This is a genomic window from Streptomyces sp. NPDC001204, from assembly GCF_053598035.1.
The window spans coordinates 1-23,452 of the sequence record NZ_JBSFJL010000006.1; the positions used below are offsets into that span (position 1 = coordinate 1).

The following is a 23,452-nucleotide window of genomic DNA, read 5'->3' on the forward strand; positions in this document are numbered from 1 at the left end:
CGCCCCGGGGGCGGGGCGCCCCGGGGTTTTATTCGGTTTCGGTTACCCCCCCCCACGTCAACCCGCCGGGGGGGGCCCCCCGGGGCCCCCCCCCCGCGGGGTGGGGGCCCCTCGGGTTCCGCAAGCGGGGGTTATCAGACCGTCCGGAACGCCAGCACCACGTTGTGCCCGCCGAAGCCGAACGAGTCGTTCAGCGCGGCGATACGGCCATCGGCGGGCAGCTTGCGCGCCTCTCCGCGGACCACGTCCGCGTTCGCCTCGGCCTCGGGGTCGATGTTCTCGACGTTGATGGTCGGCGGAGCCACCCGGTGGTACAGCGCCAGCACGGTCGCCACCGACTCCACACCGCCCGCGCCACCGAGCAGGTGACCGATCATCGACTTGGTCGCGGAGACCGCGATGTGGTCGGCGTGGTCGCCGAAGACCTTGCGCAGCGCCTTCAGCTCGGCGATGTCACCCGCCGGCGTCGAGGTGGCGTGCGCGTTCACGTGCACGATCTCCGCCGGGTCCAGGTCGGTGCTGTCGAGCAGGTGCTGCAGGGCGTGCGAGATGCCCCGGCCCTCCGGCTCCGGCTGGACGATGTCGTGGGAGTCCGCGGAGATGCCCTGGCCGACCGCCTCCGCGTAGACGCGGGCACCGCGCTTGGCGGCGTGCTCGGCGGACTCCAGGACGAGCACACCCGCGCCCTCGCCGAGGACGAAGCCGTCCCGGTCGACGTCGTAGGGGCGCGAGGCGCCCTCGGGGTCCTCGTTGTTCTTCGACATCGCCATCATGTTGCCGAACGCGGCGATGGGCAGCGGGTGGATCGCCGCCTCCGTACCGCCGGCGACGACCACGTCGGCACGACCGGTGCGGATCATCTCGATGGCGTAGCCGATGGCCTCGGCACCCGAGGCGCACGCCGAGACCGGCGTGTGCACGCCCGCGCGGGCGCCCACGAGCAGGCCCACGTTGGCCGAGGGGCCGTTCGGCATCAGCATGGGGACGGTGTGCGGGGAGACGCGGCGGACGCCCTTCTCCTTCAGCACGTCGTACTGGTCCAGCAGGGTGGTCACGCCGCCGATGCCGGAGGCTACGACCGTGCCGAGCCGGTCCGGGTCGACGGAGCCGTCCTCACCGGCCTTGCCGGTGAAACCGGCGTCCTTCCAGGCCTCCTGGGCCGCGATCAGCGCGAACTGCGCCGAGCGGTCCAGACGGCGGGCCTGCGGCCGCGGGATGACCTCGGTCGGCTCCACGGCCACCGGAGCGGCGATGCGGACGGCCTGGTCGGCCGCCCACTCCTGGGTCAGGGGCTTCACGCCGGACTTGCCGGCGACCAGGCCCTCCCAGGTAGAGGCTACGTCGCCACCCAGCGGTGTGGTTGCGCCGATACCGGTGACGACCACGGTGCGATTGGTCGAGCTCACGGGAATTCTTTCTCCAACGGAACGAGGATTCGTACGGCGCCACCGCCGGGTGGCGGGGCAGTCAGCCCAAGGCTGTGATCGGTCGATCAGCCCTGGTGCTTGAGGATGTAGTCGGTCGCGTCGCCGACCGTCTTGAGGTTCTTGACGTCCTCGTCGGGGATCTTGACGTCGAAGCGCTCTTCGGCGGCGACGACGACCTCGACCATGGACAGCGAGTCGACGTCCAGGTCGTCGGTGAAGGACTTGTCCAGCTGGACGTCCTCGACCGGGATCCCGGCGATCTCGTTCACGATCTCCGCGAGACCGGCGACGATCTCTTCCTGAGTGGCGGCCATGTCGGCGCTCCTTCGTAGTTTTCCAGAGGGTGTGGCGCCCACCGCGTCAGCGGCAGGGTTGTGCGGTCCCGCACCGGAAGCATGATCCGGCACGGAGTGCCTAGGGGAGGGTAACGACCGTCGCGGCGTACACGAGACCCGCCCCGAAGCCGATGACGAGCGCGGTGTCGCCGCTCTTCGCCTCGCCGGTCGCCAGGAGCCGCTCCATCGCGAGCGGGATCGAGGCGGCCGAGGTGTTGCCGGTGGTGCGGATGTCACGGGCGACCGTGACGTGCTCCGGCAGCTTGAGCGTCTTCACCATCGAGTCGATGATCCGCACGTTGGCCTGGTGCGGGATGAAGACGTCCAGTTCGTCCGGGGTGATCCCGGCCGCGTCCAGCGCCTGCTGGGCGACCTTCGCCATCTCGAACACGGCCCAGCGGAACACCGCCTGGCCTTCCTGCGTGATCGCGGGGAACTTGACGTTGCCCTCGCTGTCGACGGGGAGTTCGGACACGTCGCCGATCCGGAAGCGGTCCCACGGCACGGTCTGCTTGATGGTCTCGGCCTTGTCGCCCTCCGAGCCCCACACGGTCGGGCCGATCGCGGGCTCCTGCGAGGGGCCGACCACGACCGCGCCGGCTCCGTCGCCGAAGAGGAAGGCCGTGGCCCGGTCCTCCAGGTCGGTCAGGTCGGAGAGCCGCTCCACCCCGATGACCAGCACGTACTCCGCCGAACCCTCGACGACCAGGCCCTTGGCCAGGGTGAGGCCGTAGCCGAAGCCGGCGCAGCCCGCCGAGATGTCGAAGGCGGCCGCCTTGTCCGTGCCGAGCTTGTCCGCGATCTCGGTGGCGACGGCCGGGGTCTGGCTGAAGTGCGAGACCGTCGAGACGACCACCGCGCCGATCTGCGCGGCGTCGATCCCGGCGTCCGCGATCGCCTTGCCGGAGGCCTCGATCGACATCGCCGCGACGGTCTCCTCGGGCGACGCCCAGTGCCGGGTCTCGATGCCCGAGCGCGAGCGGATCCACTCGTCGGACGAGTCGATCCGCTCAAGGATCACCTCGTTGGGCACCACGCGTGTGGGCCGGTAGCCACCCACACCGAGGATGCGCGCATACGGGGCACCCTTGCTGGGCTTGATCTTCGACATGCTCGTCGGCTCCTTAAGGCGTCAGGCGCTCGCGTGCTCGGCGATGAGCTCGCGGGCCGCGTCGAGGTCGTCGGGGGTCTTCAGCGCCAGCGTCTTCACGCCGGGCAGCGCGCGCTTGGCCAGGCCGGTCAGGGTGCCGCCGGGGCACACCTCGATCAGGGCGGTGGCGCCGAGCTCCTTGAAGGTCTCCATGCACAGGTCCCAGCGGACCGGGTTGGCGACCTGCCCGACCAGCCGCTCGACGACCTCGTCGCCGCTGTGCACGGCCCGGCCGTCCTTGTTGGAGACGTAGGTGACCTTCGGGTCGGCGGGCGAGAGCGACTTGGCGGCCTCCGCCAGCTTCTCGACCGCGGGGGCCATGTGGTGCGTGTGGAAGGCGCCGGCCACCTTCAGCGGGACGACCTTGCGCACGCCCTCGGGCATGTCCTCGTTCAGCGCGGCGAGCTGCTCCATGGTGCCGGCGGCCACGATCTGGCCCGCGCCGTTGACGTTCGCCGGGGTCAGGCCCAGCTTGGCCAGGTGCGCGGCGGACACGTCCGGGTCGCCGCCCAGCAGCGCGGACATGCCCGTCTCGGTGATCGCGGCGGCCTCGGCCATGGCCTGGCCCCGGCGGCGGACCAGGGTCAGCGCGGCGGTGTCCTCCAGGACGCCCGCGAAGGCGGCGGCGGTGATCTCGCCGACGCTGTGGCCGGCGACCACGTCCGCGCCGGTGTCACCCAGTGCCGCGGCCGACAGGAGCCCGGCGGCGACCAGCAGCGGCTGGGCCACCGCGGTGTCGCGGATCGCGTCCGCGTCGGTCTGCGTGCCGTAGTGCACGAGGTCCAGGCCGATGACGTCGGACCAGGCGGCCACACGGTCGGCGGCGCCGGGCAGTTCGAGCCAGGGAGTCAGGAAGCCGGGCGTCTGGGCGCCTTGGCCGGGAGCGACGAGTACGAGCACTCTCACACTCTCTCTTGGGGACGGCCACGGCCGCCCGTGGGGACAGGGACGAAGAACGGCAAGGGGTTTTGTGGGCCCCCGACAAAAGCCTAGGCCTGGGGATCTCCGTCGGCCAGACGCCCCAGGATCAGTGCGATCCGCAGGGTGAACGCGGATCGTACATCGGAGGGTGACCAACCGGTGACGTCAGTCACACGTCGGAGCCGGTAGCGCACGGTGTTCGGGTGAACGAAGAGCATCCTGGCCGCGCCTTCCAGGCTGCTCGCCTGCTCCAGATAGACGCTGAGAGTTTCGAGCAGCGCGGAGCCGGCCTCCTCCAGCGGTCTGTAGATCTCCTCTACCAACTGCTCCCGCGCGCCCGGGTCACCGGCGATGGCGCGCTCCGGCAGCAGATCGTCCGCCAGCACCGGCCGCGGGGCGTCCTGCCAGGCGGAACACGCCTTGAGCCCGGCCGCGGCGGCCTGCGCGGACCGGGTCGCGGCCAGCAGATCCGGCACCACCGGGCCGGCGACGACCGGCCCTGCGGCGAAGGGCCCGATCAGCGATTTGGCCACCGCCAGCGGGTTGTCGCTCCCGCCCGCGACGACGACCAGCCGGTCCCCGAGCACCCCGGTGAGCACCTGGAGCTTGGCGTGCCGGGCGGCCCGCCGGATGGCCTCCACGGTCAGCTCGGAGTCCCCGTCGGGCGCGGTCCCGAGCACCACGCACACGTGTTCGGGGGAGTTCCAGCCCAGGGCGGCGGCCCGCGACACGGCCCCCTCGTCGGCCTCCCCGCTGAGCACCGCGTTGACGACCAGGGACTCCAGCCGGGCGTCCCAGGCACCGCGTGCCTCGGCGGCCTGCGCGTAGACCTGGGCGGTGGCGAAGGCGATCTCGCGGGCGTAGACGAGCAGCGCCTCCCGGAGCACGGCCTCGTCGCCCGGCGCCGCCACCTCGTCGATGGCCGACTCCATGACCTCGATCGTGGTGCGCACCATCTCCACGGTCTGCCGCAGCGTGATCGCCCGTGTCAGCTCGCGCGGCGCGGTCCCGAACACATCGGTGGAGATCGCCTGGGGCGCGTCCGGGTGCCGGAACCACTCGGTGAAGGCGGCGATGCCCGCCTGGGCGACCAGCCCGATCCACGAACGGTTCTCCGGGGGCATCGCCCGGTACCACGGCAGCGTCTCGTCCATCCGCGCGATCGCCTGCGCGGCCAGCGACCCGGAGGACTTCTCCAGTCTTTTCAGGGTCGCGGAATGCGGATGGACGGAGTGGGCCGCGGCTTCGGCCTGGCGGGATTCGGGTTCGGGCACGGGGACAAGACTGCCTCATCCGGACGTGCGTGCGTGTCGCCGGGTCGGGGCTGGGCTGCTCCGGCCCGTCACGGCCGGGCATTACGGTGGTCCGCGTGACGACGGAAGTACGGCGCGCGGCAGAGCGCTACGAGGGCGGCGAGCCGGCCGCCGGCATCACGTCCCGGCACGCCTTCTCCTTCGGCCCGCACTACGATCCGGACAACCTCCGCTTCGGCGCGATGATCGCCTGCAACGAGGAACACCTGGCCCCCGGCGCCGGTTTCGACGAGCACCGGCACAGCCACACCGAGATCGTCACCTGGGTCGTCGAGGGCGAGCTGACCCACCGCGACTCCACGGGCCACGAGACGGTGGTCCGCCCCGGCGACGTACAGCGGCTGAGCTCGGCGGGCGGTGTCCACCACGTGGAACGCAACGCGGGCCCCACCCCCCTGACCTTCGTCCAGACCTGGCTGGCCCCGTTGGAACCCGGCGGCACCCCCTGCTACGAACTCGTCCACGGCATCGCCGACTCCACCCCCTACGCCGTCCCGGAGGCCGGCGCCATGCTCCACGTACGCCGCCTCGCCCCGACCGAACGAACGGCGATCCCGGACGCGGCATACGTGTACGTCCACGTCGTACGCGGCGAAGTACGCCTGGGCGCCGCCCAGCTCGGCCCGGGAGACGCGGCCCGCATCACGTCCGCCAGGGACATGGAGACGCTGGCACTGACGAACGCGGAACTGCTGATGTGGGAGATGGCGGCCCACTGACGCCGTGAACGGCCTCGACGCCCGGCCCCGTCACCTCGCCGGCCCCCGGTCGACGGGCTCGTCGTTCCACTGCGGAAGCGTGACTCGGCCGGTCAGCCAGTCGCGGCGCAGGATCGCGTAGCCGACCGTGTCGTGGAGCGTTCCGTCCTGGGACGGCCAGGCGTCCCGGTAGTGCGCTTCCTTGGCGTAGCCGCAGCGCAGGAAGACGCGGCGCATCGGGTGGTTGTCCTGGCGTGTGGTTCCCTCGATGCGGTGCACGTGCGGGAACTCCTCGAACAGGTACCGCGTCAGCCAGGTCACGGCTTCACGGCCGATGCCGCGACCCCGGTGCCCGGCCCGCAGGCGAAGGTCGAACAGGGGCGTGTCGTCGGAGAGGTCCATGAGCCGGACCACGCCGACGGGTTCCGCACCGGTCAGGATCCAGAAGCTCCTGTTCTCCCCGCTCTCGAAGCGTCCCTCGGCGATCCACCGGCGCGCCGTGTCGCCGTCCACCTCGCCGACGCTGTGGAACGGCCAGCTCTCGCCCGTCAGGAAGCGGACCAGGGGCTCGGTGTCCGAGGGGAGCAGACGCCGGAAAGTGATGTCCATCGGTCGGCCTGTGCTCAGGCGGCGCGCAGTTCGGCCAGCACCGCGTCCGTGAACGGCGGCCAGGCCTCGATGGCCCAGGGGCCGAAGGCGCGGTCGGTCAGGGCTATGCAGGAGGCGCCGGCGGCCGGGTCGATCCACAGGAACGTGCCGGACTGGCCGAAGTGGCCGAAAGTGCGGGGGGACGAGGAAGTGCCCGTCCAGTGAGGGGACTTGGAGTCGCGGATCTCGAAGCCCAGGCCCCAGTCGTTGGGGTTCTGGTGGCCGTAGCCCGGCAGGACGCCCTTGGTGCCGGGGTACTGCACCGTCATCGCCTCCGCGACCGTGCGCGGGTCCAGCAGGCGCGGGGCCTGGATCTCGGCGGCGAAGCGGAGCAGGTCCTCGACCGTGGACACCCCGTCCTTCGCCGGGGAGCCCTCCAGGGTCGTCCGCGTCATGCCCAGCGGGGCCAGGACCGCCTGGCGCAGGTACTCGCCGAACGGAATGTCCGTGGCCTTGGCCACATGGTCGCCGAGCTGCTCGAAGCCGGCGTTGGAGTAGAGCCGCCGCTCGCCGGGCCGGGAGGTCACCCGGTGTTCGTCGAAGGCCAGGCCCGAGGTGTGGGCGAGCAGATGGCGGACGGTCGCGCCGGGCGGACCGGCCGGCTCGTCCAGCTCGATGGCGCCCTCCTCGTAGGCGACGAGCACCGCGTACGCCGCCAGCGGCTTGGTGACCGAGGCCAGCGGGAAGGGCCGCGCGGCCGGGCCGTGCGTGCCCAGGACCGTGCCGTCCGCGCGGACCACGCCCGCCGCCGCGGTGGGGACCGGCCAGTTCTCGATCGACGCCAGGGAGTTCAACGACATGACGTCGAGCCTAAGCGCTCACAGCCACAGCTCCAGCAACGGGTCGGGCTTGGGCCGGAAGCCGAGGGAGGTGTACAGCGGTGCCCCCTCCGTGGACGTGGTGAGCTGCACCCGGCCGGCACCGCGTTCGCGGAACCAGTCCAGCAGGGTCTCCATGCACGCGCGCGCGTAACCGCGACGGCGGGCGTCCGGATCCGTCGCGACGCTGAAGACGTAGCCGACCGCGCCTCCCGGATGGCCCGCCCGGCCGATCCGGTAGTCGATCGTGCCCGCCACCAGCGCGGCCAGCGCCCCCGGTCGTTCCGGATGGTCCACGACATACGCCGCGAAGTCCCCGGCCGGGTCTGCCAGCTTCGCGCGCAGGGTGGGCAGTGACTCCGCGTGCCAGTCGGTGGAAGGATCGGTGCCGTGGACCGAGTCGATCATCACCTGGCGCAGTCGCAGCACTTCCGCGGCGTCCTCGGGCTCAGCACGTCGTACGAGACTCATGTCCGGCACGCTAGTCACCGGGCCCGCCCCGCGTCGCGCGCATTTCTCGCCGCCCTGCCGGGTTCCGCTTGCTTGGAGTGCACTCCAAGGCCATAGCGTGGGGCCATGACGGTGACGCAGACCACGGCCGTGACCATCGAGGAGACCGAGGAAGCCCCCACCGGCGCCGACCTCTGCTCCGTCCCACCCCGGCGGCACCCGCGCCCCGACGGGCAGGACGGCTACACGATCAGCGAGGTCGTCGCCTTCACCGGGCTGACGGCCCACACCCTGCGCTGGTACGAGCGGATCGGCCTGATGCCCCACGTCGACCGCTCGCACACGGGCCAGCGCCGGTACACCAACCGCGACCTCGACTGGCTCGACCTGGTCGGCAAGCTCCGGCTGACCGGGATGCCGGTCGCCGACATGGTCCGGTACGCGGAGCTGGTGCGCGCGGGCGAGGGCACCTACGGCGACCGGCACGCGCTGCTGGAGGCGACCCGCCGGGACGTCCTGGCCCGGATCGCCGAACTGCGGGACACGCTCGCGGTACTGGACCGCAAGATCAGTTTCTACGCGGACGCCGGACGCCACTGAACCACGGCGCCACTGAACCGTGGCGCCACTGAACCGCGGCGCCACTGAACCGCGGACGCCGCTCAGAAGCCAGACGCCACCGAAGAAGCGAACGTCCCTGAGAAGCGGAGACAACGCGATGACCGAAAGCAGGATCCCGACCGTACGGCTGGGCGAGGACGGACCGGAGGTCGGCGTACAGGGCCTCGGATGCATGGGCATGAGCTTCGCCTACGGCCCCGCGGACGCGGGGGAGTCCCGCGCCACCCTGGAGCGGGCCCTGGAACTGGGAGTGACCCTCTACGACACGGCGGACGCCTACGGGCAGGGCGAGAACGAGCGGTTCCTCGCCCCGTTCCTCAAGGCGCACCGGGACGAGGTCGTGATCGCCACCAAGTTCGCCCTCTCGATCCCGCCGGACGAGCCGACCAAGCGGATCATCCGCAATGACCCGCCCTACATACGGCAGGCCGTCGAGGCGAGCCTGGAGCGCCTGGACGTCGACGTGATCGACCTCTACTACATGCACCGCCGTGACGTGAACGTCCCGATCGAGGAGAGCGTCGGGACCATGGCCGACCTGGTGCGCGAGGGCAAGGTGAAGCACCTGGGCCTGAGCGAGGTCACGGCCGACGAGCTGCGGGCCGCGCGGGACGTGCACCCGATCGCCGCCGTCCAGTCGGAGTGGTCGCTGTTCAGCCGTGACATCGAGACGCACGTGGTGCCCGCGGCGCGCGACCTCGGCGTGGCGCTGGTGCCGTACTCGCCGCTCGGGCGGGGCTTTCTGACCGGCGGGTTCGTCGACGCCGCGAAGGAGCTGACCGGCGACGACTTCCGCCGCACCATGCCCCGCTTCCAGGGGGAGAACGCGGTGGCCAACGCCGCCCTGCTGGAGCCGATCCGCATGGTCGCGAAGGCCCACGGAGCCTCGCTCGCGCAGATCGCCCTGGCCTGGGTGCAGCAGCGGTCGTCCGTGCACGGTCTCCCGGTCGTCCAGATCCCCGGCACCCGCAGGCCGAGCCGGGTGGAGGAGAACGTGGCGGCGACGCGGATCGTGCTGACCGAGGAGGAGCTGGCACTGCTGGAGCCGATCGCCGCGAAGGTGTCGGGCACGCGGTACGCCGACATGTCGTTCACGTCGGGGGGCCGGGAACAGCGGTGACCGCCCGCCGCCGGGTGCGGCCGGACGGAAGCCCGCCCGTGCCGCGCCGGCGGCACGGGCGCCCCCGGCCGGGCCGCTACAGCTCGGCCAGGAGCTCCGCCTTCTTCAGCGAGAACTCCTCGTCGGTCACCAGCCCCGCCTGATGCAGCTCCCCGAGGTGGCGGATCCGCTCCGCGATGTCCGCGGGGTCGCGGCGCGGGGCCGGCACCGGCACCGGCGTCGCCGGGCCCGCCGCCCGCACCGCGGCCAGTACGGCCGCGGCGAACGGCAGTGACTCGTGCACGGGCCCGTACCCGAGCCCGAACACCACCGCGGCCGGATCCTGATCCGGCTGCCGCGACTGCGCGGCGGCGCCCGGATCGCGCGGCAGCAGCCGCAGATGCCCCTCGAACGCCTCGGGCGAGCGCCACTCCACCCCGCCCATGTCGGCGACGGGGAAGCTCTGGTCGCCGGCCTTCCACTTGGCCGAGGAGGCTCCCGTCCACGACCACCGGAACCGCACCGCCGTACCGTCGAAGGACGCCTTCCCGTCGTAGGCCTTGAACTGCTGAGGGGCCCGCGGTGCCGCCACCAGGTGGCGGTCGGCCGGCCCGTTCGCGGAAAGGCGGGCGCGCAGTTCCTCGGCGTAGTACTCGGCCAGCGTCTCCCGTTCGGCGGGCAGCACCAGCCGATACGGGTCGCACCCCTCCTTGAGTTGCCCGTCGGCCGCCTCCATCAGCGGATCGGCGCCCGGTCTGGGCGCGGCACTCAGGACCACGGTGCCGCGTCGGCCCGCGGTGAGCGTCACACCCGCGAGTGCCGCCAGCGGGATCCGGCGGGCACCGAGGGCCTGGAAGAGCTTGGGTGTTCGAATCCCCCGTTCGTAACGGATGAGCACGGAATCGGACTCGAACTCCCAGGCAGCGTGAAATCCGGCCAGTACGTCACCCATGCGGCTCATCGTAGGGGGCGAAAAGCTCCTTCGTCCCTCCCCGGGCAGACCGCAGTTCCTGCTGTCTCTACGCGCGTCCGGCCGGTGTCGCGCCGGACAAATCCGCCCGGCATCCGTCATCGTCATGTGCGCACCGCACCGACCCGTACGAGCCGACCCCGATCTCGGCGAAGTTCGCCAGGCTGTCGGTGCCCGGCTCGAAGTAGCCGGCGTGGCCCTTGGCACCCCGTGCCGACAGCACCCGTGCCCCGAAGTCCGCGGAGACCGGGTCGGCGCCGTGACCGAGGCCGCCGAGTTCGAGGTAGGGCACGTCCTGGATCCAGTCGGTGGCGTCCCGCATCGCCCACACCCGGGCGGAGGTGTGCAGTTGGGAGGCGCTCCGCACCCGCATTCCGGGGCTTGCGGCCACCGCTATGTCGGACACCCGCCGCGGCAGCTCCCGCGCGGCGACGCCGCACACCACCGACCCGTAGCTGTGGCAGAACAGCGAGACGGACGAGTCGCCGGGCAGTCCCCGCAGCAGCTTGTTCAGCCGCACCGCGCCCTCCTCGGCGCGCATCGCCGTGGCCGCGTCCACGCCGAGCCCGCTGGGCGCGGTGTAGTCGGCCCAGGCGATCACGGCCGTACGGGTCGAGGGGTCCGCCCCGCGCTCGGCCGCGTACAGCGACTTCGCCATGCCGTACGGCGCCGAGTACGGGCGGTAGGTCTTCCGGAAGGTGAACAGGTCGGTGTCGACGCCGGGGACGACGACGGAGACCCGCTCGGCTCTCCCCAGGTCGCCGAAGACCTCGGCGACCCGTCCCGTCCCGTCGGGATCGAAGGCCAGGATCTGCCGGTCCTTCGCCATCAGCGAGGTGTAGCGCTGCATGCGGCGGCCCGCGTCCTGCTGCCCGACCGGTGAGAGCCGGCTGTCGTGCATACGGGCCAGCTCGACCTTGCGTGCCTGGTGGAGCGCGATCCGGTTGGCCTGGTAGCGCAGCCGGACCGGGGCGCCGTCCATGTTGCCGACCGCGAGCGGGTAGCGACGGGCGAGCCGGCCGCGGTCCTGCGCGCCGAGCGAGGCGAAGAAGCGCCGCAGCAGGGTGGGGGAGGCGTCCGCGTCCGGCAGCCGGTGCCCGTGCAGGCGGCCGTGGTCCCATGCGGTCAGCGACGCCTGGAGGGCGGTGGTTCCGCGATGGCCGCGCACCGCGGTCCAGCCGGTGGTGGCCAGCATCACGAAGACCACGGCCAGCGCGAGCAGTGCGCGCCAGACGTTGAGTTGTGGGGAGGTGTCGAAGGAAGTCACTGGGAGGACACACTAGGAGAACGAGACGGTCTCGCGTTAACCGAGTGACAGGTATCACGTTTCGAGCGGTGTGACGGTGACCTCAGCCGGTGAGCGTGTTCAAGATCGGTCCTGCGTACGGCAGTTCAAGATCGGTGGAATGTCCGGGCTCAAGGCCGCGGGCTCGTACGCCAGTTCCCGGTGAGCGCGGGGCCCACCTGGTCGAGGTACGCGGCGGTGAGTTCCCGCATGGCCTCCTGACCGGCGTCCTCGCGTGTGCTCCACTGGCGGCTCGTCACCCGCATCACCGCGCCGAACACGGCCACCGCCAGCCGCGGCCGCGGATCGGCGTCCACGTCGAGGCCCTCGCGCTCGGCGAGCAGCCGCGCGATCTGCTCCTCGGTCTCCGCCGAACGGCGCAGATGCTCGGCGAACAGGGCCGGCGTCGACTCAATCACCCGGAACATGCGCAGGTACAGCTCCACGGGCACGACGCTCCCCACGGCGTCGCTGATCGTGTCCCAGCCCTCCAGCAGGCCCCGGCGCAGCACCTCCAGCGGAGCCTCTCCGGGCGGGCGGTCGCGCAGCGAGTCGACGAAGTGCGCCTCCACGATCTCCTGGACGGCGAAGGCGGCTTCCTCCTTGTTGGGGAAGTAGCGGAAGAAGGTCCGCTGGGAGACGTCGACGGCCTCGGCGATCTCGTCGACCGTCGTCCGTTCGTACCCCTGGGTGGTGAACAGTTCCAGCGCCGCCCGCAGCAGTGCGTCGCGGGTGCGCCGCTTCTTGCGTTCCCGCAGCCCCGGCCGTGCCGCCGTCCGCGACACCGTCCGTGGCGCCGTCCCGGCGGTCCCCGCCGTCTCCATGGACCTCTCCGGACTTCTCTTCCGCACCGCTTCCCCGAACGCGAACAGTTTCCCCTGATCAGACTATAGGGGAGTGGCATGTCAGTTACCGACTTGTGAATTGGTTTGTCGTTTGTCAGTGACTGTCATTAGCCTCGAACGCATGACTAGTCAGACCACCATCGACACGACGGGGCCGGGGGACAAAGCCCCAGCGGGCCCATCGGACCCCACGCCGGCCCAGGGGCTGCGAGGGCACCCGTGGGTCACCCTGATCACCGTCGCCGTAGGGGTCATGATGGTGGCCCTCGACGGCACCATCGTGGCCATCGCCAACCCTGTCATCGGCAAGGAACTGCACGCGACCCTCGCCGACGTGCAGTGGATCACCAACGCCTACTTCCTCGCCCTCGCGGTCTCCCTGATCACCGCGGGCAAGCTCGGTGACCGCTTCGGGCACCGGCAGACCTTCCTCATCGGCGTGACCGGCTTCGCCGCCGCCTCGGGCGCCATCGGCCTGTCGAACAGCATCGCCATGGTCATCACCTTCCGGGTCTTCCAGGGCCTGTTCGGGGCGCTGCTGATGCCGGCCGCGCTCGGCCTGCTGCGGGCCACCTTCCCGGCCGAGAAGCTGAACATGGCCATCGGCATCTGGGGCATGGTCATCGGTGCCTCCACCGCCGGCGGCCCGATCCTCGGCGGTGTGCTCGTCGAGCACGTCAACTGGCAGTCGGTGTTCTTCATCAACGTGCCCGTCGGCGCCCTCGCCCTGATCCTGGGCCTGCTGATCCTGCTCGACCACCGTGCCGAGAACGCGCCGCGCTCCTTCGACATCCCGGGCATCGTGCTGCTCTCCGGCGCGATGTTCTGCCTGGTGTGGGCCCTGATCAAGGCTCCGGCCTGGGGCTGGGGCGACGGCACGACATGGACGTACATCGCCGCGTCCGTGCTCGGCTTCGCCGCCTTCGCCTTCTGGGAGACGAAGGTGAAGGAGCCGCTGATCCCGCTGGCGCTGTTCCGCTCGGTCCCGCTGTCCGCCGGCGTGGTGCTCATGGTGCTGATGGCCATCGCGTTCATGGGCGGCCTGTTCTTCGTCACCTTCTACCTCCAGAACGTGCACGGGATGAGCCCGATCGAGGCGGGTACGCACCTCCTCCCGCTCACCGGCATGATGATCGTCGGCTCCCCGCTCGCGGGCTTCATGATCACCAAGGTGGGCCCGCGCGTCCCGCTGGCGGGCGGCATGGCCGCCACCGCGCTCGCCATGTACGGCATGTCGACGCTCGAGACGGGCACCGGCAGCCTCGCCATGTCGCTCTGGTTCGCCCTGCTCGGCCTCGGTCTCGCCCCCGTCATGGTCGGTGCCACCGAGGTCATCGTCGGCAACGCGCCCCTGGAGCTGTCCGGTGTGGCCGGCGGGCTCCAGCAGTCCGCCATGCAGATCGGCGGCAGCCTCGGTACGGCCGTGCTGGGCGCCGTGATGGCCTCCAAGGTCAACAACGACCTGGCCGGCAACTGGAAGGACGCGGGGCTCCCGCCGCTCACCCCCGCCCAGCTGGACCAGGCCTCCGAGGCGGTCCAGTTCGGCGCGGCGCCGGTGCCGCAGGGCACGCCCGAGATGATCGCCACGAAGATCACCACCGTCGCGCACGACACCTTCATCTCCGGCATGAGCCTCGCCTCCCTCGTCGCCGCCGCGATCGCGGCCGTGGCCGTCCTCGTGGCGCTGCTCACCAAGCGCGGGGAGAACGCGGAGGCGGGCGCGGGCGTCGGCCACATCTGAGGACCCCATCGAGCGGCGGAGTTCGCCCGTCAGGGTGACTCCGCCGAAGTTCCCTCGACTCCGGCCCGCACCGCAGGTGACAGTGGGTCAAGTCCTCCGCAGAGGAGGGGAGAAGCGGCCGCGGCGCGCTGCCGGAGGGGGCGGCGCGCGGGCGGCTTCGGCGGCCGGAACCGGGGTACCCGCACATACGAATCCCAATGGAACTCCAACTCGACGGGTGTCAGAAGGAGTTGATGATGGCGGGCTTCGGACGCGGAACGCGCGGGTACCCCCGTTCGCGCAGCCGGACGTGGCAGCGGAACTGGCCGGACCGCGCGACACTCGGGATCATCGGGACCATCTGCGCGATCGCCGGCTTCTTCGCGCTGGGCATCGTCCTCGGCCCGGCCGCGGTCGCCTGCGGCCGGCTCGCGATGGGCCGCACCTGGACGGGCGGCCGCTCGCTCCCGGCCCTGGTCGCCGTGGTCCTGGGCGCCATCGACACACTCCTGGCCGTCGTCTGGCTTGCCGGCGCGGCAACCCCGGGCAACGGCCTGTTCTGACACCGGAGAAGGGAGGGCGGCGGACCGATGGCCCGCCGCCCTCCCCTTTCCGGCTCCAGGCGTCTCTCCGGCTCTAGGCGTCGCCGCCCGCCGTGCCCGGGTCGGCCGCCGACACCTCCAGGATCCGGTAGCGGTCGAGGGCCTGCTTCAGCACCGACCGGTCGACCTTGCCCTCGCGGGCCAGCTCCGTCAGCACCGCCAGCACGATCGACTGGGCGTCGATGTGGAAGAACCGCCGGGCCGCCCCACGGGTGTCGGCGAAGCCGAAGCCGTCGGCGCCCAGGGACTGGTACGTCCCTGGCACCCACCGCGCGATCTGGTCCGGCACCGAGCGCATCCAGTCGGAGACGGCCACGAACGGCCCCTCGGCCGCGCTCAGCCTCCGCGTCAACCACGGCACCCGCTGCTCCTCCTCCGGGTGCAGCAGGTTGTACTCCTCGCACGCCACGGCCTCGCGCCGCAGCTCGTTCCAGGAGGTCGCGGACCAGACGCCGGCCCTGACGTTCCACTCCTCGGCGAGGATCCGCTGGGCCTCGAGGGCCCACGGGACCGCCACGCCCGACGCCATGATCTGCGCCGGGATGTCGCCCGCCGTGCCCTCGCCGAGCCGGTGCAGGCCCTTGAGGATGCCCTCGACGTCCACGTCCGCAGGCTCGGCCGGCTGCTGGATCGGCTCGTTGTAGACGGTGAGGTAGTAGAAGACGTCCTCGCCGTGCGGATGCCGCTCGTCACCGCCGTACATGCGGCGCAGGCCGTCCTGCACGATGTGCGCGATCTCGTACCCGTACGCCGGGTCGTAGGCCACGCACGCCGGGTTGGTGGAGGCCAGCAGCTGGGAGTGGCCGTCGGCGTGCTGGAGACCCTCACCGGTCAGGGTCGTGCGGCCGGCGGTCGCGCCCAGGACGAAACCGCGCGCCAGCTGGTCGGCCATCTGCCAGAACTGGTCGCCGGTGCGCTGGAAACCGAACATCGAGTAGAAGACGTACACCGGGATCAGCGGCTCGCCGTGGGTGGCGTAGGCCGAGCCCGCCGCGATCAGGGAGGCCGTGCAGCCCGCCTCGGAGATGCCGTCGTGCAGCATCTGCCCGGTCGGCGACTCCTTGTAGGCGAGCAGCAGATCGCGGTCGACGGACTCGTACTGCTGGCCGAGCGGGTTGTAGATCTTCGCACTCGGGAAGAAGGAGTCCATGCCGAACGTGCGGTACTCGTCCGGTGCGATCAGCACGAACCGCCTGCCGATCTCCTTGTCCCGCATGAGGTCTTTCAGCAGCCGCACGAAGGCCATCGTGGTCGCGATGGACTGCTGGCCCGAACCCTTCTTCACGGATGCGTACGTCCGGTCGCCCGGCAGTTCGAGCGGCTTGGAGCGCACGATCCGGGTCGGCACGTAGCCGCCGCAGCCCTTGCGGCGGTCGTGCATGTACTGGATCTCCTCGGTGTCCCGGCCCGGGTGGTAGTACGGCGGCGGGCCGGACTCCAGCTCCCGGTCGGAGATCGGCAGGTGCAGCCGGTCGCGGAAGTGCTTGAGGTCGTCGACCGTCAGCTTCTTCATCTGGTGGGTGGCGTTGCGGCCCTCGAAGTTCGGGCCGAGGGTCCAGCCCTTGACCGTCTTGGCCAGGATGACCGTCGGCTGGCCCTTGTGCTCCAGCGCCGCCTTGTACGCCGCGTAGATCTTGCGGTGGTCGTGGCCGCCGCGGCCCAGGTGCAGGATCTGCTGGTCGGTCATGTTCTCGACCATCTTGCGCAGCCGGTGGTCGTCGCCGAAGAAGTGCTCGCGGATGTACGCGCCGGACTCGGTGGCGTAGGTCTGGAACTGGCCGTCCGGCGTGGTGTTCATCCTGTTGACCAGCACGCCGTCGCGGTCCTGCGCCAGCAGCGGGTCCCAGGTGCGGTCCCAGATCAGCTTGATCACGTTCCAGCCGGCGCCCCGGAAGACCGACTCCAGTTCCTGGATGATCTTGCCGTTGCCGCGCACCGGGCCGTCCAGGCGCTGGAGGTTGCAGTTGACCACGAAGGTCAGGTTGTCCAGGCCCTCACGGGCGGCGATGGACAGCTGGCCGAGCGACTCCGGCTCGTCCATCTCGCCGTCGCCGAGGAAGGCCCACACGTGCGAGTCGGAGGTGTCCGCGATCCCGCGCGCGTGCATGTACCGGTTCATCCGGGCCTGGAAGATCGCGCCGATCGGGCCGAGGCCCATGGAGACCGTCGGGAACTCCCAGAAGTCCGGCATCGAGCGCGGGTGCGGATAGCTGGACAGGCCGTACGGCGCCTTGGACTTCTCCTGGCGGAAGCCGTCAAGGTGCTGTTCGGTGAGCCGGTCCAGCAGGTACGCGCGCGCGTAGATGCCCGGTGAGGCGTGCCCCTGGAAGAAGACCTGGTCGCCGCCCCGGCCGTCGTCCTTGCCGCGGAAGAAGTGGTTGAAGCCGACGTCGTAGAGGGAGGCGGAGGAGGCGAAGGTGGCGATGTGGCCGCCGACGCCGATGCCCGGCCGCTGGGCGCGGGAGACCATCACCGCGGCGTTCCAGCGCGTGGCGTTGAGGATCTTGCGCTCGATCTCCTCGTTGCCGGGGAAGAACGGCTCGCTCTTGGTGGGGATGGTGTTGACGTAGTCCGTGCTGCGCATCTCGGGCACGGCCACGCGCTTCTCGCGGGCGCGCTCGATCAGCCGGAGCATGAGGTAGCGGGCCCGCTCCCGGCCCCGCTCGTCGACCGCGGCGTCGAGCGAGTCGAGCCACTCCTGGGTCTCCTCGGGATCGAAGTCAGGAACCTGACTCGGGAGGCCGCCAATGATGATCGGGTTTCGATCGGATCCGGAAGCCACGCTGTTCCTTACCTGTCAGAGGGCTGACATGTCTGGGGCGTATCTGGGTTCGTTCTGTTGGTTTCCTGGGTTCCTGTAGATTTGTCTGCCTGTGCCTGCACCGTTCCCCATCGTGTACCTCGCGCAAGCCGCACGTCATCTCTACCGCGAGGTAACCCTGGGGTTCCATCGGACGTCCCCTGCCCGGACGCGTGCTCCCGAACACGCGAACCGGACAGAACGGTGTGGTGTGTGTCACCGCTGATCGCGATACCGTGTCAGGAGTTGCGGCGACACAGCCGGGATCGTCACCGTTTCGGCGGTCTGAACCGCCGGGTACTTGCGCGATCCGGCCCGCCCGTGTGGACTACGGCCAATGCTTCGCGCACGCGCGTGGCTGAAGACCTAAATCGCAACATCATCAGGAGGCAACCCGTGAGCGCGACCGCGGACCACGCGGAGGAGCGGACTAACCCGGCCGCCAGGCTGGGATTCCAGCCCGGGCAGGTGGTCCAGGAGATCGGCTACGACGACGACGTCGACCAGGACCTCCGCGAGGCCATCGAGGAAGCGAGCGGCAGCGAGCTCGTGGACGAGGACTACGACGACGTGGCCGACGCCGTGGTGCTGTGGTTCCGCGACGACGACGGCGACCTGACGGATGCGCTGGTGGACGCCACCACGTACATCGAAGAGGGTGGCGCGATCCTGCTCCTCACACCGAAGACGGGCCGTTCGGGCTACGTGGAGCCGAGCGACATCTCGGAAGCCGCGACCACGGCGGGTCTGTCGGCGAGCAAGAGCGTCAGCGTCGGCAAGGACTGGAGCGGCAGCCGCCTCGCGACGCCCAAGGCAGCCAAGTCCAAGAAGTAGCTCCACCTCGTCCCAGGACCCCGGACGGGCCGACTCGCGTCGGCCCGTCCGTCGGCTTGCGGTGATCACTGCGTAGGGTGGTATCACCCGAACAGTCCCACCGAAGGGAAGCAGGACGATGGCGATCCAGGTCGGCGACAAGGCACCCGACTTCGAGCTCAAGGACAACCACGGCCGGACCGTGAAGCTGTCCGACTTCCGCGGCGAGAAGAACGTGGTGCTGCTCTTCTACCCGTTCGCCTTCACCGGTGTGTGCACCGGCGAGCTGTGCGCACTGCGCGACAACCTGCCGAAGTTCGTCAACGACGACACCCAGCTGCTCGCCGTCTCCAACGACTCCGTCCACACCCTGCGCGTCTTCGGCGAGCAGGAGGGCCTGGAGTACCCGCTGCTGAGCGATTTCTGGCCGCACGGCAACACTTCGCGCGCCTACGGCGTCTTCGACGAGGGCAAGGGCTGCGCGGTGCGCGGCACCTTCATCATCGACAAGGAGGGCGTCGTGCGCTGGACCGTCGTCAACGGCCTGCCGGACGCGCGCGACCTCAACGACTACGTGAAGGCGCTCGACACCCTGTGACCCGGTGTCCCCGACACCTGTGATTCTTCGGCTCCAGGGCCTGCGTGGCGCGGGAACCCGTCACTAGGATCGAGTCGTTGATCCCATATCCGATGCACGACGGGGCTCCAGCCCCCGGACACCAATGGAGGACTCGTGGGAGTCAGCCTCAGCAAGGGCGGCAACGTATCGCTGACGAAGGAGGCCCCGGGCCTGACCGCGGTCCTCGTCGGCCTGGGCTGGGACGCCCGCACCACGACCGGCAGCGACTTCGACCTCGACGCCAGCGCGCTGCTGCTGAACAACTCCGGCAAGGTGGTCAGCGACCAGCACTTCGTCTTCTTCAACAACCTCAAGAGCCCGGACGGCTCGGTCGAGCACACCGGTGACAACCTCACCGGCGAGGGCGAGGGCGACGACGAGACGATCAAGGTCAACCTGGCCGGCGTCCCGGCCGACGTCGACAAGATCGTCTTCCCGGTCTCGATCTACGACGCCGAGAACCGCCAGCAGTCCTTCGGGCAGGTGCGCAACGCCTACATCCGCGTGGTGAACCAGGCCGGCGGCCAGGAGATCGCGCGGTACGACCTCAGCGAGGACGCCTCCACCGAGACGGCCATGGTCTTCGGCGAGCTGTACCGCCACGGCGCGGAGTGGAAGTTCCGCGCCATCGGCCAGGGCTACGCGTCGGGCCTGCGCGGTATCGCGCAGGACTTCGGCGTGAACGTCTGAGTCCAGGTCTGCACGGCTTCGCACCAATCCCGACCCGTCCGGCGCCGCGCGTTTCAGCGCGGCGCCGGACGCGCAGGACAACCACACAGGCACCACCTCGGGGAGGACCAGCATCATGGGCGTCACGCTCGCCAAGGGAGGCAATGTCTCCCTCTCCAAAGCCGCACCGAACCTGACCAACGTCATGGTCGGACTCGGCTGGGAGGAGCGCTCCACCACCGGAGCCCCCTTCGACCTCGACGCCAGCGCGTTGCTGTGCAGCGGCGCCAACCGGGTGCTGGGCGACGACTGGTTCGTGTTCTACAACCAGCTCACGAGCCCGGACGGCTCGGTGGAGCACACCGGCGACAACCTCACCGGTGAGGGCGAGGGCGACGACGAGACGATCCTGGTGGACCTCACCAGGGTGCCGGCGCAGTGCGAGAAGATCGTCTTCCCGGTCTCCATCCACATGGCCGACGAGCGCGGCCAGACTTTCGGCCAGGTCTCCAACGCCTTCATCCGCGTGGTGAACCAGGCGGACGGCGCGGAGCTCGCCCGCTACGACCTGAGCGAGGACGCCAGCACCGAAACCGCGATGATCTTCGGCGAACTCTACCGCTACCACGGCGAATGGAAGTTCCGCGCCGTGGGCCAGGGGTACGCGTCGGGACTGCGCGGGATCGCTCTAGACTTCGGGGTCAACGTTTCGTAAAGGCATGTGCGGCGCGGGGGAGACCCGTACCGGATACGGATTGGGTAGCCAGTGCTTCTGAAAACATTCGGCTGGTCGTTCGCGGTCACCGCGCTCGGCCTGGCCGCGGCGGTCTTGTACGGGGGGTGGACCGCCTTCGGGATCGTGGCGATCCTGTCCATCCTCGAGATCTCGCTGTCCTTCGACAACGCGGTCGTCAACGCCGGAATCCTGAAGAAGATGAACGCCTTCTGGCAGAAGATCTTCCTCACGGTCGGCGTGCTCATCGCGGTCTTCGGCATGCGGCTGGTCTTCCCCGTCGTGATCGTCGCCATCACCGCCAAGATGGGCCCCGTCGAGGCGGTCGACCTCGCGCTCAACAACAAGGACCGCTACCAGCAGCTGGTCACGGACGCCCACCCGGCGATCGCCGCGTTCGGTGGCATGTTCCTGCTGATGATCTTCCTGGACTTCATCTTCGAGGACCGGGACATCAAGTGGCTGCACTGGATCGAGCGGCCGCTCGCCAAGCTCGGCAAGATCGACATGCTGTCGGTCTGCATCGCCCTGGTCGTGCTGCTCATCACCTCCTTCACCTTCGCCGCCAACGCCCACCAGCACGGCGGCGCGCACATCGACAAGGCGCAGACGGTGCTGATCGCCGGCATCGCCGGTCTGATCACGTACATGGTCGTCGGCGGACTGTCCGGCTACTTCGAGGACAAGCTCGAGGAAGAGGAGGAACGCGAGCACGAGGAGGAGGAAGAGGCCGCGCGCACCGGCAGGAAGCGCTCGGCGGTCGCCCTGGCCGGCAAGGCCGCGTTCTTCATGTTCCTCTACCTCGAGGTGCTCGACGCGTCCTTCTCCTTCGACGGCGTGATCGGCGCCTTCGCCATCACCAACGACATCGTCCTGATGGCCCTCGGCCTCGGCATCGGCGCCATGTACGTCCGTTCGCTCACGGTCTACCTGGTGCGCCAGGGCACCCTCGACGACTACGTCTACCTGGAGCACGGCGCGCACTACGCGATCGGCGCGCTGGCCGTGATCCTCATGGTCACCATCCAGTACGAGATCAACGAGGTGATCACCGGCCTGGTCGGCGTGGTCCTCATCGCCTGGTCCTTCTGGTCCTCGGTGCGCCGCAACCGCGCCCTGGCGGCGGCCGAGACGAGCGCCGCGGGGGCGGACGCGCAGAGCGAGGTCTCCTCAGGGGTGTGACAGCCCTCCGGGTGAGGGAACGCTCTTGTGCGGGGCGGCCGACGAGGACCGGGTCGAACCGGTCCTCCGGGGCCGCCCCGTCGCATGGGTCCGGTGTGCGGTGAACTGGGGGCGGAAAGGGACATGGGCTTCTTCGACGGTCTGCTGGGAGGACGCGCGGCCGACTTCGACTCGGGCAGCGCCTCGTCCAACGCGATCGAGCTGACCAAGCGGCACCACCAGGTGTCGCTGACCAAGCAGGGCGCGGCCACCGGGCATCTGCGCGTCAACCTGACCTGGCGGATGCGCACCTCGGACTTCGACGGTCCGGCCCGGCAGAGCCTGCTGCGGCACCCGTTCAAGGCGCTCAAGCCGCCGGAGGTGCAAGGGCACAGCCAGAGCATGGTCAACGTCGACCTCGACCTCGGCTGCATGTACGAGCTGTCCGACGGCACCAAGGGCGTCGTACAGCCCCTCGGCGGCTTCCTCGGCGACGTGAACGCACCGCCGTACGTCAAGCTCAGCGGCGACGACCGGTTCGGCTCCGCGTCCGGCGAGACCATGTACATCAACCTCGACCACCGGGACGCGATCAAACGGCTGCTGGTCTTCGTCTACATCTACGACCAGACACCCGCCTTCGACCGCACCCACGCGATCGTCACGATGTATCCGAGCAACGGCCCCCGCATCGAGATCGGCCTCGACGAACGTCACCCGCAGGCACGCTCGTGCGCGGTGGTCCTGATCGAGAACGTCAAGGGCGAACTGGTCGTCCGCCGCGAGGTCAAGTTCGTCTACGGCTTCCAGTCGGAACTGGACCGCCTGTACGGCTGGGGCCTCCAGTGGGGGCGGGGCTACAAGTCCAAGGCGGACCGGTAGCGCGAGCCGGGCGTCCCCCGGCCGTACCGCCTACCGCCCGATGAACTGCGGCCCCTGCGGCGGCAGCCGGAACTCCGGGTCGGGCACGGCCGCCACCGGCGGGGGATACCCGTACCCGGACGGGGCCGTGGCCGCCACCGGCTGCTGCGGGTAGCCGTACACCGGCTGCGGATACCCGTACGCCGGCTGAGCCGACGAGGGCACCTGCACGGGCTGCTCCGGCGGCAGCGGCTGCGCGGCCGGAGCGGCGCCCGCGCCCTGCGCCTCCTCCGACTCGTCCACCGAGATGCCGAAGTCCGTGGCGAGGCCCTTCAGACCGTTCGAGTAGCCCTCGCCGAGCGCGCGGAACTTCCAGCCGTCGCCCCGCCGGTACAGCTCCCCGCAGATCAGCGCGGTCTCCTGGCCGGTCTCCGGTTTGATGTCGAAGTAGGCCAGCGGCTCCTCGTCGGCGGCCGTCGCGTCGTACAGCAGGATGCGCAGCCCCTGCACGACGTCGAAGGCGACGCCGTCCGCCGAGGCGACCAGCAGGATCCGGAGCACATCCGGGTCGAGCCCGGCGAGATCCGTCTGGACCGTGTCCGTCAGGCCGTCGGCGACCCGCTTCTTGCCCAGCCGCCAGACCTTCCCGGACGGATGCCGCGGCTGGTTGTAGAAGACGAAGTCCTCGTCGGAGCGCACACGGCCGCCGGGACCCAGGACCAGCGCGGAGGCGTCGACGTCCGGGATGCCCTGCCCGGGCGTCCAGCGCACCACGGCCCGTACCGTGGTGACGTCCAGCGGGACGTTCGACCCTTTCAGCATCGCGTGCGTCATGCGGTCATCCTGCCTTCTCCGTCCTGGTCACGACAACGCGGGGCATGGACACGGCCGGGT

General features: G+C 70.3%; 24 protein-coding genes. 11 read left to right on the forward strand and 13 right to left on the reverse strand.

What is annotated here, in order from left to right; all coding sequences use genetic code 11:
- Positions 1 to 134 precede the first annotated feature (134 nt).
- The 5 genes from fabF to fasR all read right to left on the reverse strand — a co-directional run bounded on the left by fabF (position 135) and on the right by fasR (position 5,107).
- Positions 135 to 1,406, reverse strand: a complete 1,272-nt coding sequence (fabF, locus tag ACWC91_RS10340; protein WP_450644561.1) for a beta-ketoacyl-ACP synthase II — start codon at positions 1,404 to 1,406, stop codon at positions 135 to 137.
- Positions 1,407 to 1,492: 86 nt separating this feature from the next.
- A complete protein-coding gene (locus ACWC91_RS10345; protein WP_003989952.1) occupies positions 1,493 to 1,741 on the reverse strand; it encodes an acyl carrier protein in 249 nt (82 codons plus the stop codon).
- A 100-nt stretch (positions 1,742 to 1,841) separates the two neighbouring features.
- A complete protein-coding gene (locus tag ACWC91_RS10350) occupies positions 1,842 to 2,873 on the reverse strand; it encodes a ketoacyl-ACP synthase III (protein WP_225075013.1) in 1,032 nt (343 codons plus the stop codon).
- Between the two features lie 21 nt (positions 2,874 to 2,894).
- The gene (locus tag ACWC91_RS10355) at positions 2,895 to 3,812 is read right to left on the reverse strand and encodes an ACP S-malonyltransferase (RefSeq protein WP_450644563.1); all 918 of its coding nucleotides are present in this window, start codon (positions 3,810 to 3,812) and stop codon (positions 2,895 to 2,897) included.
- Positions 3,813 to 3,901: 89 nt separating this feature from the next.
- Positions 3,902 to 5,107 (reverse strand): fatty acid biosynthesis transcriptional regulator FasR, encoded by a 1,206-nt coding sequence (gene fasR / locus ACWC91_RS10360; RefSeq protein WP_281155785.1) that lies wholly within the window; start codon positions 5,105 to 5,107, stop codon positions 3,902 to 3,904.
- Positions 5,108 to 5,202: 95 nt separating this feature from the next.
- On the opposite strand from fasR, the gene ACWC91_RS10365 reads away from it, so the two are divergent.
- On the forward strand, positions 5,203 to 5,865 hold the full coding sequence (locus ACWC91_RS10365; protein ID WP_225075011.1) for a pirin family protein: 663 nt from the start codon (positions 5,203 to 5,205) through the stop codon (positions 5,863 to 5,865).
- A 30-nt stretch (positions 5,866 to 5,895) separates the two neighbouring features.
- Here the strand turns inward: ACWC91_RS10365 and ACWC91_RS10370 are convergent, their stop codons facing one another.
- Genes ACWC91_RS10370 through ACWC91_RS10380 form a run of 3 tightly spaced genes read right to left on the reverse strand, consistent with a single transcriptional unit; the run spans position 5,896 to position 7,781 of the window.
- Positions 5,896 to 6,453, reverse strand: a complete 558-nt coding sequence (locus tag ACWC91_RS10370; RefSeq protein ID WP_225075010.1) for a GNAT family N-acetyltransferase — start codon at positions 6,451 to 6,453, stop codon at positions 5,896 to 5,898.
- A 14-nt stretch (positions 6,454 to 6,467) separates the two neighbouring features.
- Positions 6,468 to 7,292 (reverse strand): serine hydrolase domain-containing protein, encoded by an 825-nt coding sequence (locus ACWC91_RS10375; RefSeq protein ID WP_225075009.1) that lies wholly within the window; start codon positions 7,290 to 7,292, stop codon positions 6,468 to 6,470.
- Positions 7,293 to 7,310: 18 nt separating this feature from the next.
- The gene (locus ACWC91_RS10380) at positions 7,311 to 7,781 is read right to left on the reverse strand and encodes a GNAT family N-acetyltransferase (RefSeq protein ID WP_225075008.1); all 471 of its coding nucleotides are present in this window, start codon (positions 7,779 to 7,781) and stop codon (positions 7,311 to 7,313) included.
- Between the two features lie 105 nt (positions 7,782 to 7,886).
- On the opposite strand from ACWC91_RS10380, the gene ACWC91_RS10385 reads away from it, so the two are divergent.
- A complete protein-coding gene (locus ACWC91_RS10385) occupies positions 7,887 to 8,360 on the forward strand; it encodes a MerR family transcriptional regulator (protein ID WP_225075007.1) in 474 nt (157 codons plus the stop codon).
- A gap of 118 nt (positions 8,361 to 8,478) precedes the next feature.
- Positions 8,479 to 9,501 carry an aldo/keto reductase gene (locus tag ACWC91_RS10390; protein ID WP_450725871.1) on the forward strand — a complete coding sequence of 341 codons (1,023 nt, stop codon included), beginning with the start codon at positions 8,479 to 8,481 and terminating at the stop codon, positions 9,499 to 9,501.
- Positions 9,502 to 9,577: 76 nt separating this feature from the next.
- Here the strand turns inward: ACWC91_RS10390 and ACWC91_RS10395 are convergent, their stop codons facing one another.
- The 3 genes from ACWC91_RS10395 to ACWC91_RS10405 form a co-directional block, all read right to left on the reverse strand.
- Positions 9,578 to 10,432 carry a DUF4429 domain-containing protein gene (locus tag ACWC91_RS10395; protein ID WP_225075005.1) on the reverse strand — a complete coding sequence of 285 codons (855 nt, stop codon included), beginning with the start codon at positions 10,430 to 10,432 and terminating at the stop codon, positions 9,578 to 9,580.
- A gap of 67 nt (positions 10,433 to 10,499) precedes the next feature.
- A complete protein-coding gene (locus ACWC91_RS10400; RefSeq protein ID WP_450644515.1) occupies positions 10,500 to 11,717 on the reverse strand; it encodes an alpha/beta hydrolase in 1,218 nt (405 codons plus the stop codon).
- A gap of 149 nt (positions 11,718 to 11,866) precedes the next feature.
- The gene (locus ACWC91_RS10405) at positions 11,867 to 12,559 is read right to left on the reverse strand and encodes a TetR family transcriptional regulator (RefSeq protein ID WP_225075003.1); all 693 of its coding nucleotides are present in this window, start codon (positions 12,557 to 12,559) and stop codon (positions 11,867 to 11,869) included.
- Between the two features lie 142 nt (positions 12,560 to 12,701).
- On the opposite strand from ACWC91_RS10405, the gene ACWC91_RS10410 reads away from it, so the two are divergent.
- Both ACWC91_RS10410 and ACWC91_RS10415 read left to right on the forward strand, forming a co-directional pair.
- Complete coding sequence (locus ACWC91_RS10410; RefSeq protein ID WP_225075002.1) at positions 12,702 to 14,321, forward strand: MFS transporter; 1,620 nt, start codon at positions 12,702 to 12,704, stop codon at positions 14,319 to 14,321.
- A gap of 233 nt (positions 14,322 to 14,554) precedes the next feature.
- Positions 14,555 to 14,863, forward strand: a complete 309-nt coding sequence (locus ACWC91_RS10415) for a small hydrophobic protein (protein WP_225075302.1) — start codon at positions 14,555 to 14,557, stop codon at positions 14,861 to 14,863.
- Positions 14,864 to 14,936: 73 nt separating this feature from the next.
- On the opposite strand, the gene aceE is transcribed toward ACWC91_RS10415, so the two are convergent.
- Positions 14,937 to 17,684: a pyruvate dehydrogenase (acetyl-transferring), homodimeric type gene (gene aceE, locus ACWC91_RS10420; RefSeq protein WP_225075001.1), complete on the reverse strand. Its 2,748-nt coding sequence runs from the start codon at positions 17,682 to 17,684 to the stop codon at positions 14,937 to 14,939.
- A 414-nt stretch (positions 17,685 to 18,098) separates the two neighbouring features.
- On the opposite strand from aceE, the gene ACWC91_RS10425 reads away from it, so the two are divergent.
- The 6 genes from ACWC91_RS10425 to ACWC91_RS10450 all read left to right on the forward strand — a co-directional run bounded on the left by ACWC91_RS10425 (position 18,099) and on the right by ACWC91_RS10450 (position 22,579).
- Positions 18,099 to 18,536: a DUF3052 domain-containing protein gene (locus tag ACWC91_RS10425; protein WP_225075000.1), complete on the forward strand. Its 438-nt coding sequence runs from the start codon at positions 18,099 to 18,101 to the stop codon at positions 18,534 to 18,536.
- 118 nt (positions 18,537 to 18,654) lie between these two features.
- The gene (locus ACWC91_RS10430; protein ID WP_450644512.1) at positions 18,655 to 19,113 is read left to right on the forward strand and encodes a peroxiredoxin; all 459 of its coding nucleotides are present in this window, start codon (positions 18,655 to 18,657) and stop codon (positions 19,111 to 19,113) included.
- Between the two features lie 135 nt (positions 19,114 to 19,248).
- Positions 19,249 to 19,824: a TerD family protein gene (locus ACWC91_RS10435; RefSeq protein WP_100567001.1), complete on the forward strand. Its 576-nt coding sequence runs from the start codon at positions 19,249 to 19,251 to the stop codon at positions 19,822 to 19,824.
- Positions 19,825 to 19,939: 115 nt separating this feature from the next.
- Complete coding sequence (locus tag ACWC91_RS10440; protein ID WP_141361260.1) at positions 19,940 to 20,518, forward strand: TerD family protein; 579 nt, start codon at positions 19,940 to 19,942, stop codon at positions 20,516 to 20,518.
- A gap of 51 nt (positions 20,519 to 20,569) precedes the next feature.
- Entirely contained in the window at positions 20,570 to 21,718 is a 1,149-nt protein-coding gene (locus tag ACWC91_RS10445; RefSeq protein ID WP_225074998.1) for a DUF475 domain-containing protein, read from the forward strand.
- Between the two features lie 123 nt (positions 21,719 to 21,841).
- Positions 21,842 to 22,579: a TerD family protein gene (locus tag ACWC91_RS10450; protein WP_225074997.1), complete on the forward strand. Its 738-nt coding sequence runs from the start codon at positions 21,842 to 21,844 to the stop codon at positions 22,577 to 22,579.
- A 30-nt stretch (positions 22,580 to 22,609) separates the two neighbouring features.
- Here ACWC91_RS10450 and ACWC91_RS10455 read toward each other — a convergent pair whose 3' ends face one another.
- Complete coding sequence (locus tag ACWC91_RS10455) at positions 22,610 to 23,392, reverse strand: TerD family protein (protein WP_281155778.1); 783 nt, start codon at positions 23,390 to 23,392, stop codon at positions 22,610 to 22,612.
- Positions 23,393 to 23,452 lie beyond the last annotated feature (60 nt).

What these genes read in the sequence shown, in the direction of transcription:
- ACWC91_RS10405 (WP_225075003.1), bottom strand. Translation starts at nt 12,559, where the DNA reads ATGGAGACGGCGGGGACCGCCGGGACGGCGCCACGGACGGTGTCGCGG.
- ACWC91_RS10370 (WP_225075010.1), bottom strand. Translation starts at nt 6,453, where the DNA reads ATGGACATCACTTTCCGGCGTCTGCTCCCCTCGGACACCGAGCCCCTG.
- ACWC91_RS10430 (WP_450644512.1), top strand. Translation starts at nt 18,655, where the DNA reads ATGGCGATCCAGGTCGGCGACAAGGCACCCGACTTCGAGCTCAAGGAC.
- ACWC91_RS10395 (WP_225075005.1), bottom strand. Translation starts at nt 10,432, where the DNA reads ATGGGTGACGTACTGGCCGGATTTCACGCTGCCTGGGAGTTCGAGTCC.
- ACWC91_RS10390 (WP_450725871.1), top strand. Translation starts at nt 8,479, where the DNA reads ATGACCGAAAGCAGGATCCCGACCGTACGGCTGGGCGAGGACGGACCG.
- ACWC91_RS10440 (WP_141361260.1), top strand. Translation starts at nt 19,940, where the DNA reads ATGGGCGTCACGCTCGCCAAGGGAGGCAATGTCTCCCTCTCCAAAGCC.
- ACWC91_RS10345 (WP_003989952.1), bottom strand. Translation starts at nt 1,741, where the DNA reads ATGGCCGCCACTCAGGAAGAGATCGTCGCCGGTCTCGCGGAGATCGTG.
- ACWC91_RS10375 (WP_225075009.1), bottom strand. Translation starts at nt 7,292, where the DNA reads ATGTCGTTGAACTCCCTGGCGTCGATCGAGAACTGGCCGGTCCCCACC.
- ACWC91_RS10450 (WP_225074997.1), top strand. Translation starts at nt 21,842, where the DNA reads ATGGGCTTCTTCGACGGTCTGCTGGGAGGACGCGCGGCCGACTTCGAC.
- ACWC91_RS10385 (WP_225075007.1), top strand. Translation starts at nt 7,887, where the DNA reads ATGACGGTGACGCAGACCACGGCCGTGACCATCGAGGAGACCGAGGAA.
- ACWC91_RS10350 (WP_225075013.1), bottom strand. Translation starts at nt 2,873, where the DNA reads ATGTCGAAGATCAAGCCCAGCAAGGGTGCCCCGTATGCGCGCATCCTC.
- ACWC91_RS10455 (WP_281155778.1), bottom strand. Translation starts at nt 23,392, where the DNA reads ATGACGCACGCGATGCTGAAAGGGTCGAACGTCCCGCTGGACGTCACC.
- ACWC91_RS10410 (WP_225075002.1), top strand. Translation starts at nt 12,702, where the DNA reads ATGACTAGTCAGACCACCATCGACACGACGGGGCCGGGGGACAAAGCC.
- ACWC91_RS10380 (WP_225075008.1), bottom strand. Translation starts at nt 7,781, where the DNA reads ATGAGTCTCGTACGACGTGCTGAGCCCGAGGACGCCGCGGAAGTGCTG.
- ACWC91_RS10415 (WP_225075302.1), top strand. Translation starts at nt 14,555, where the DNA reads ATGATGGCGGGCTTCGGACGCGGAACGCGCGGGTACCCCCGTTCGCGC.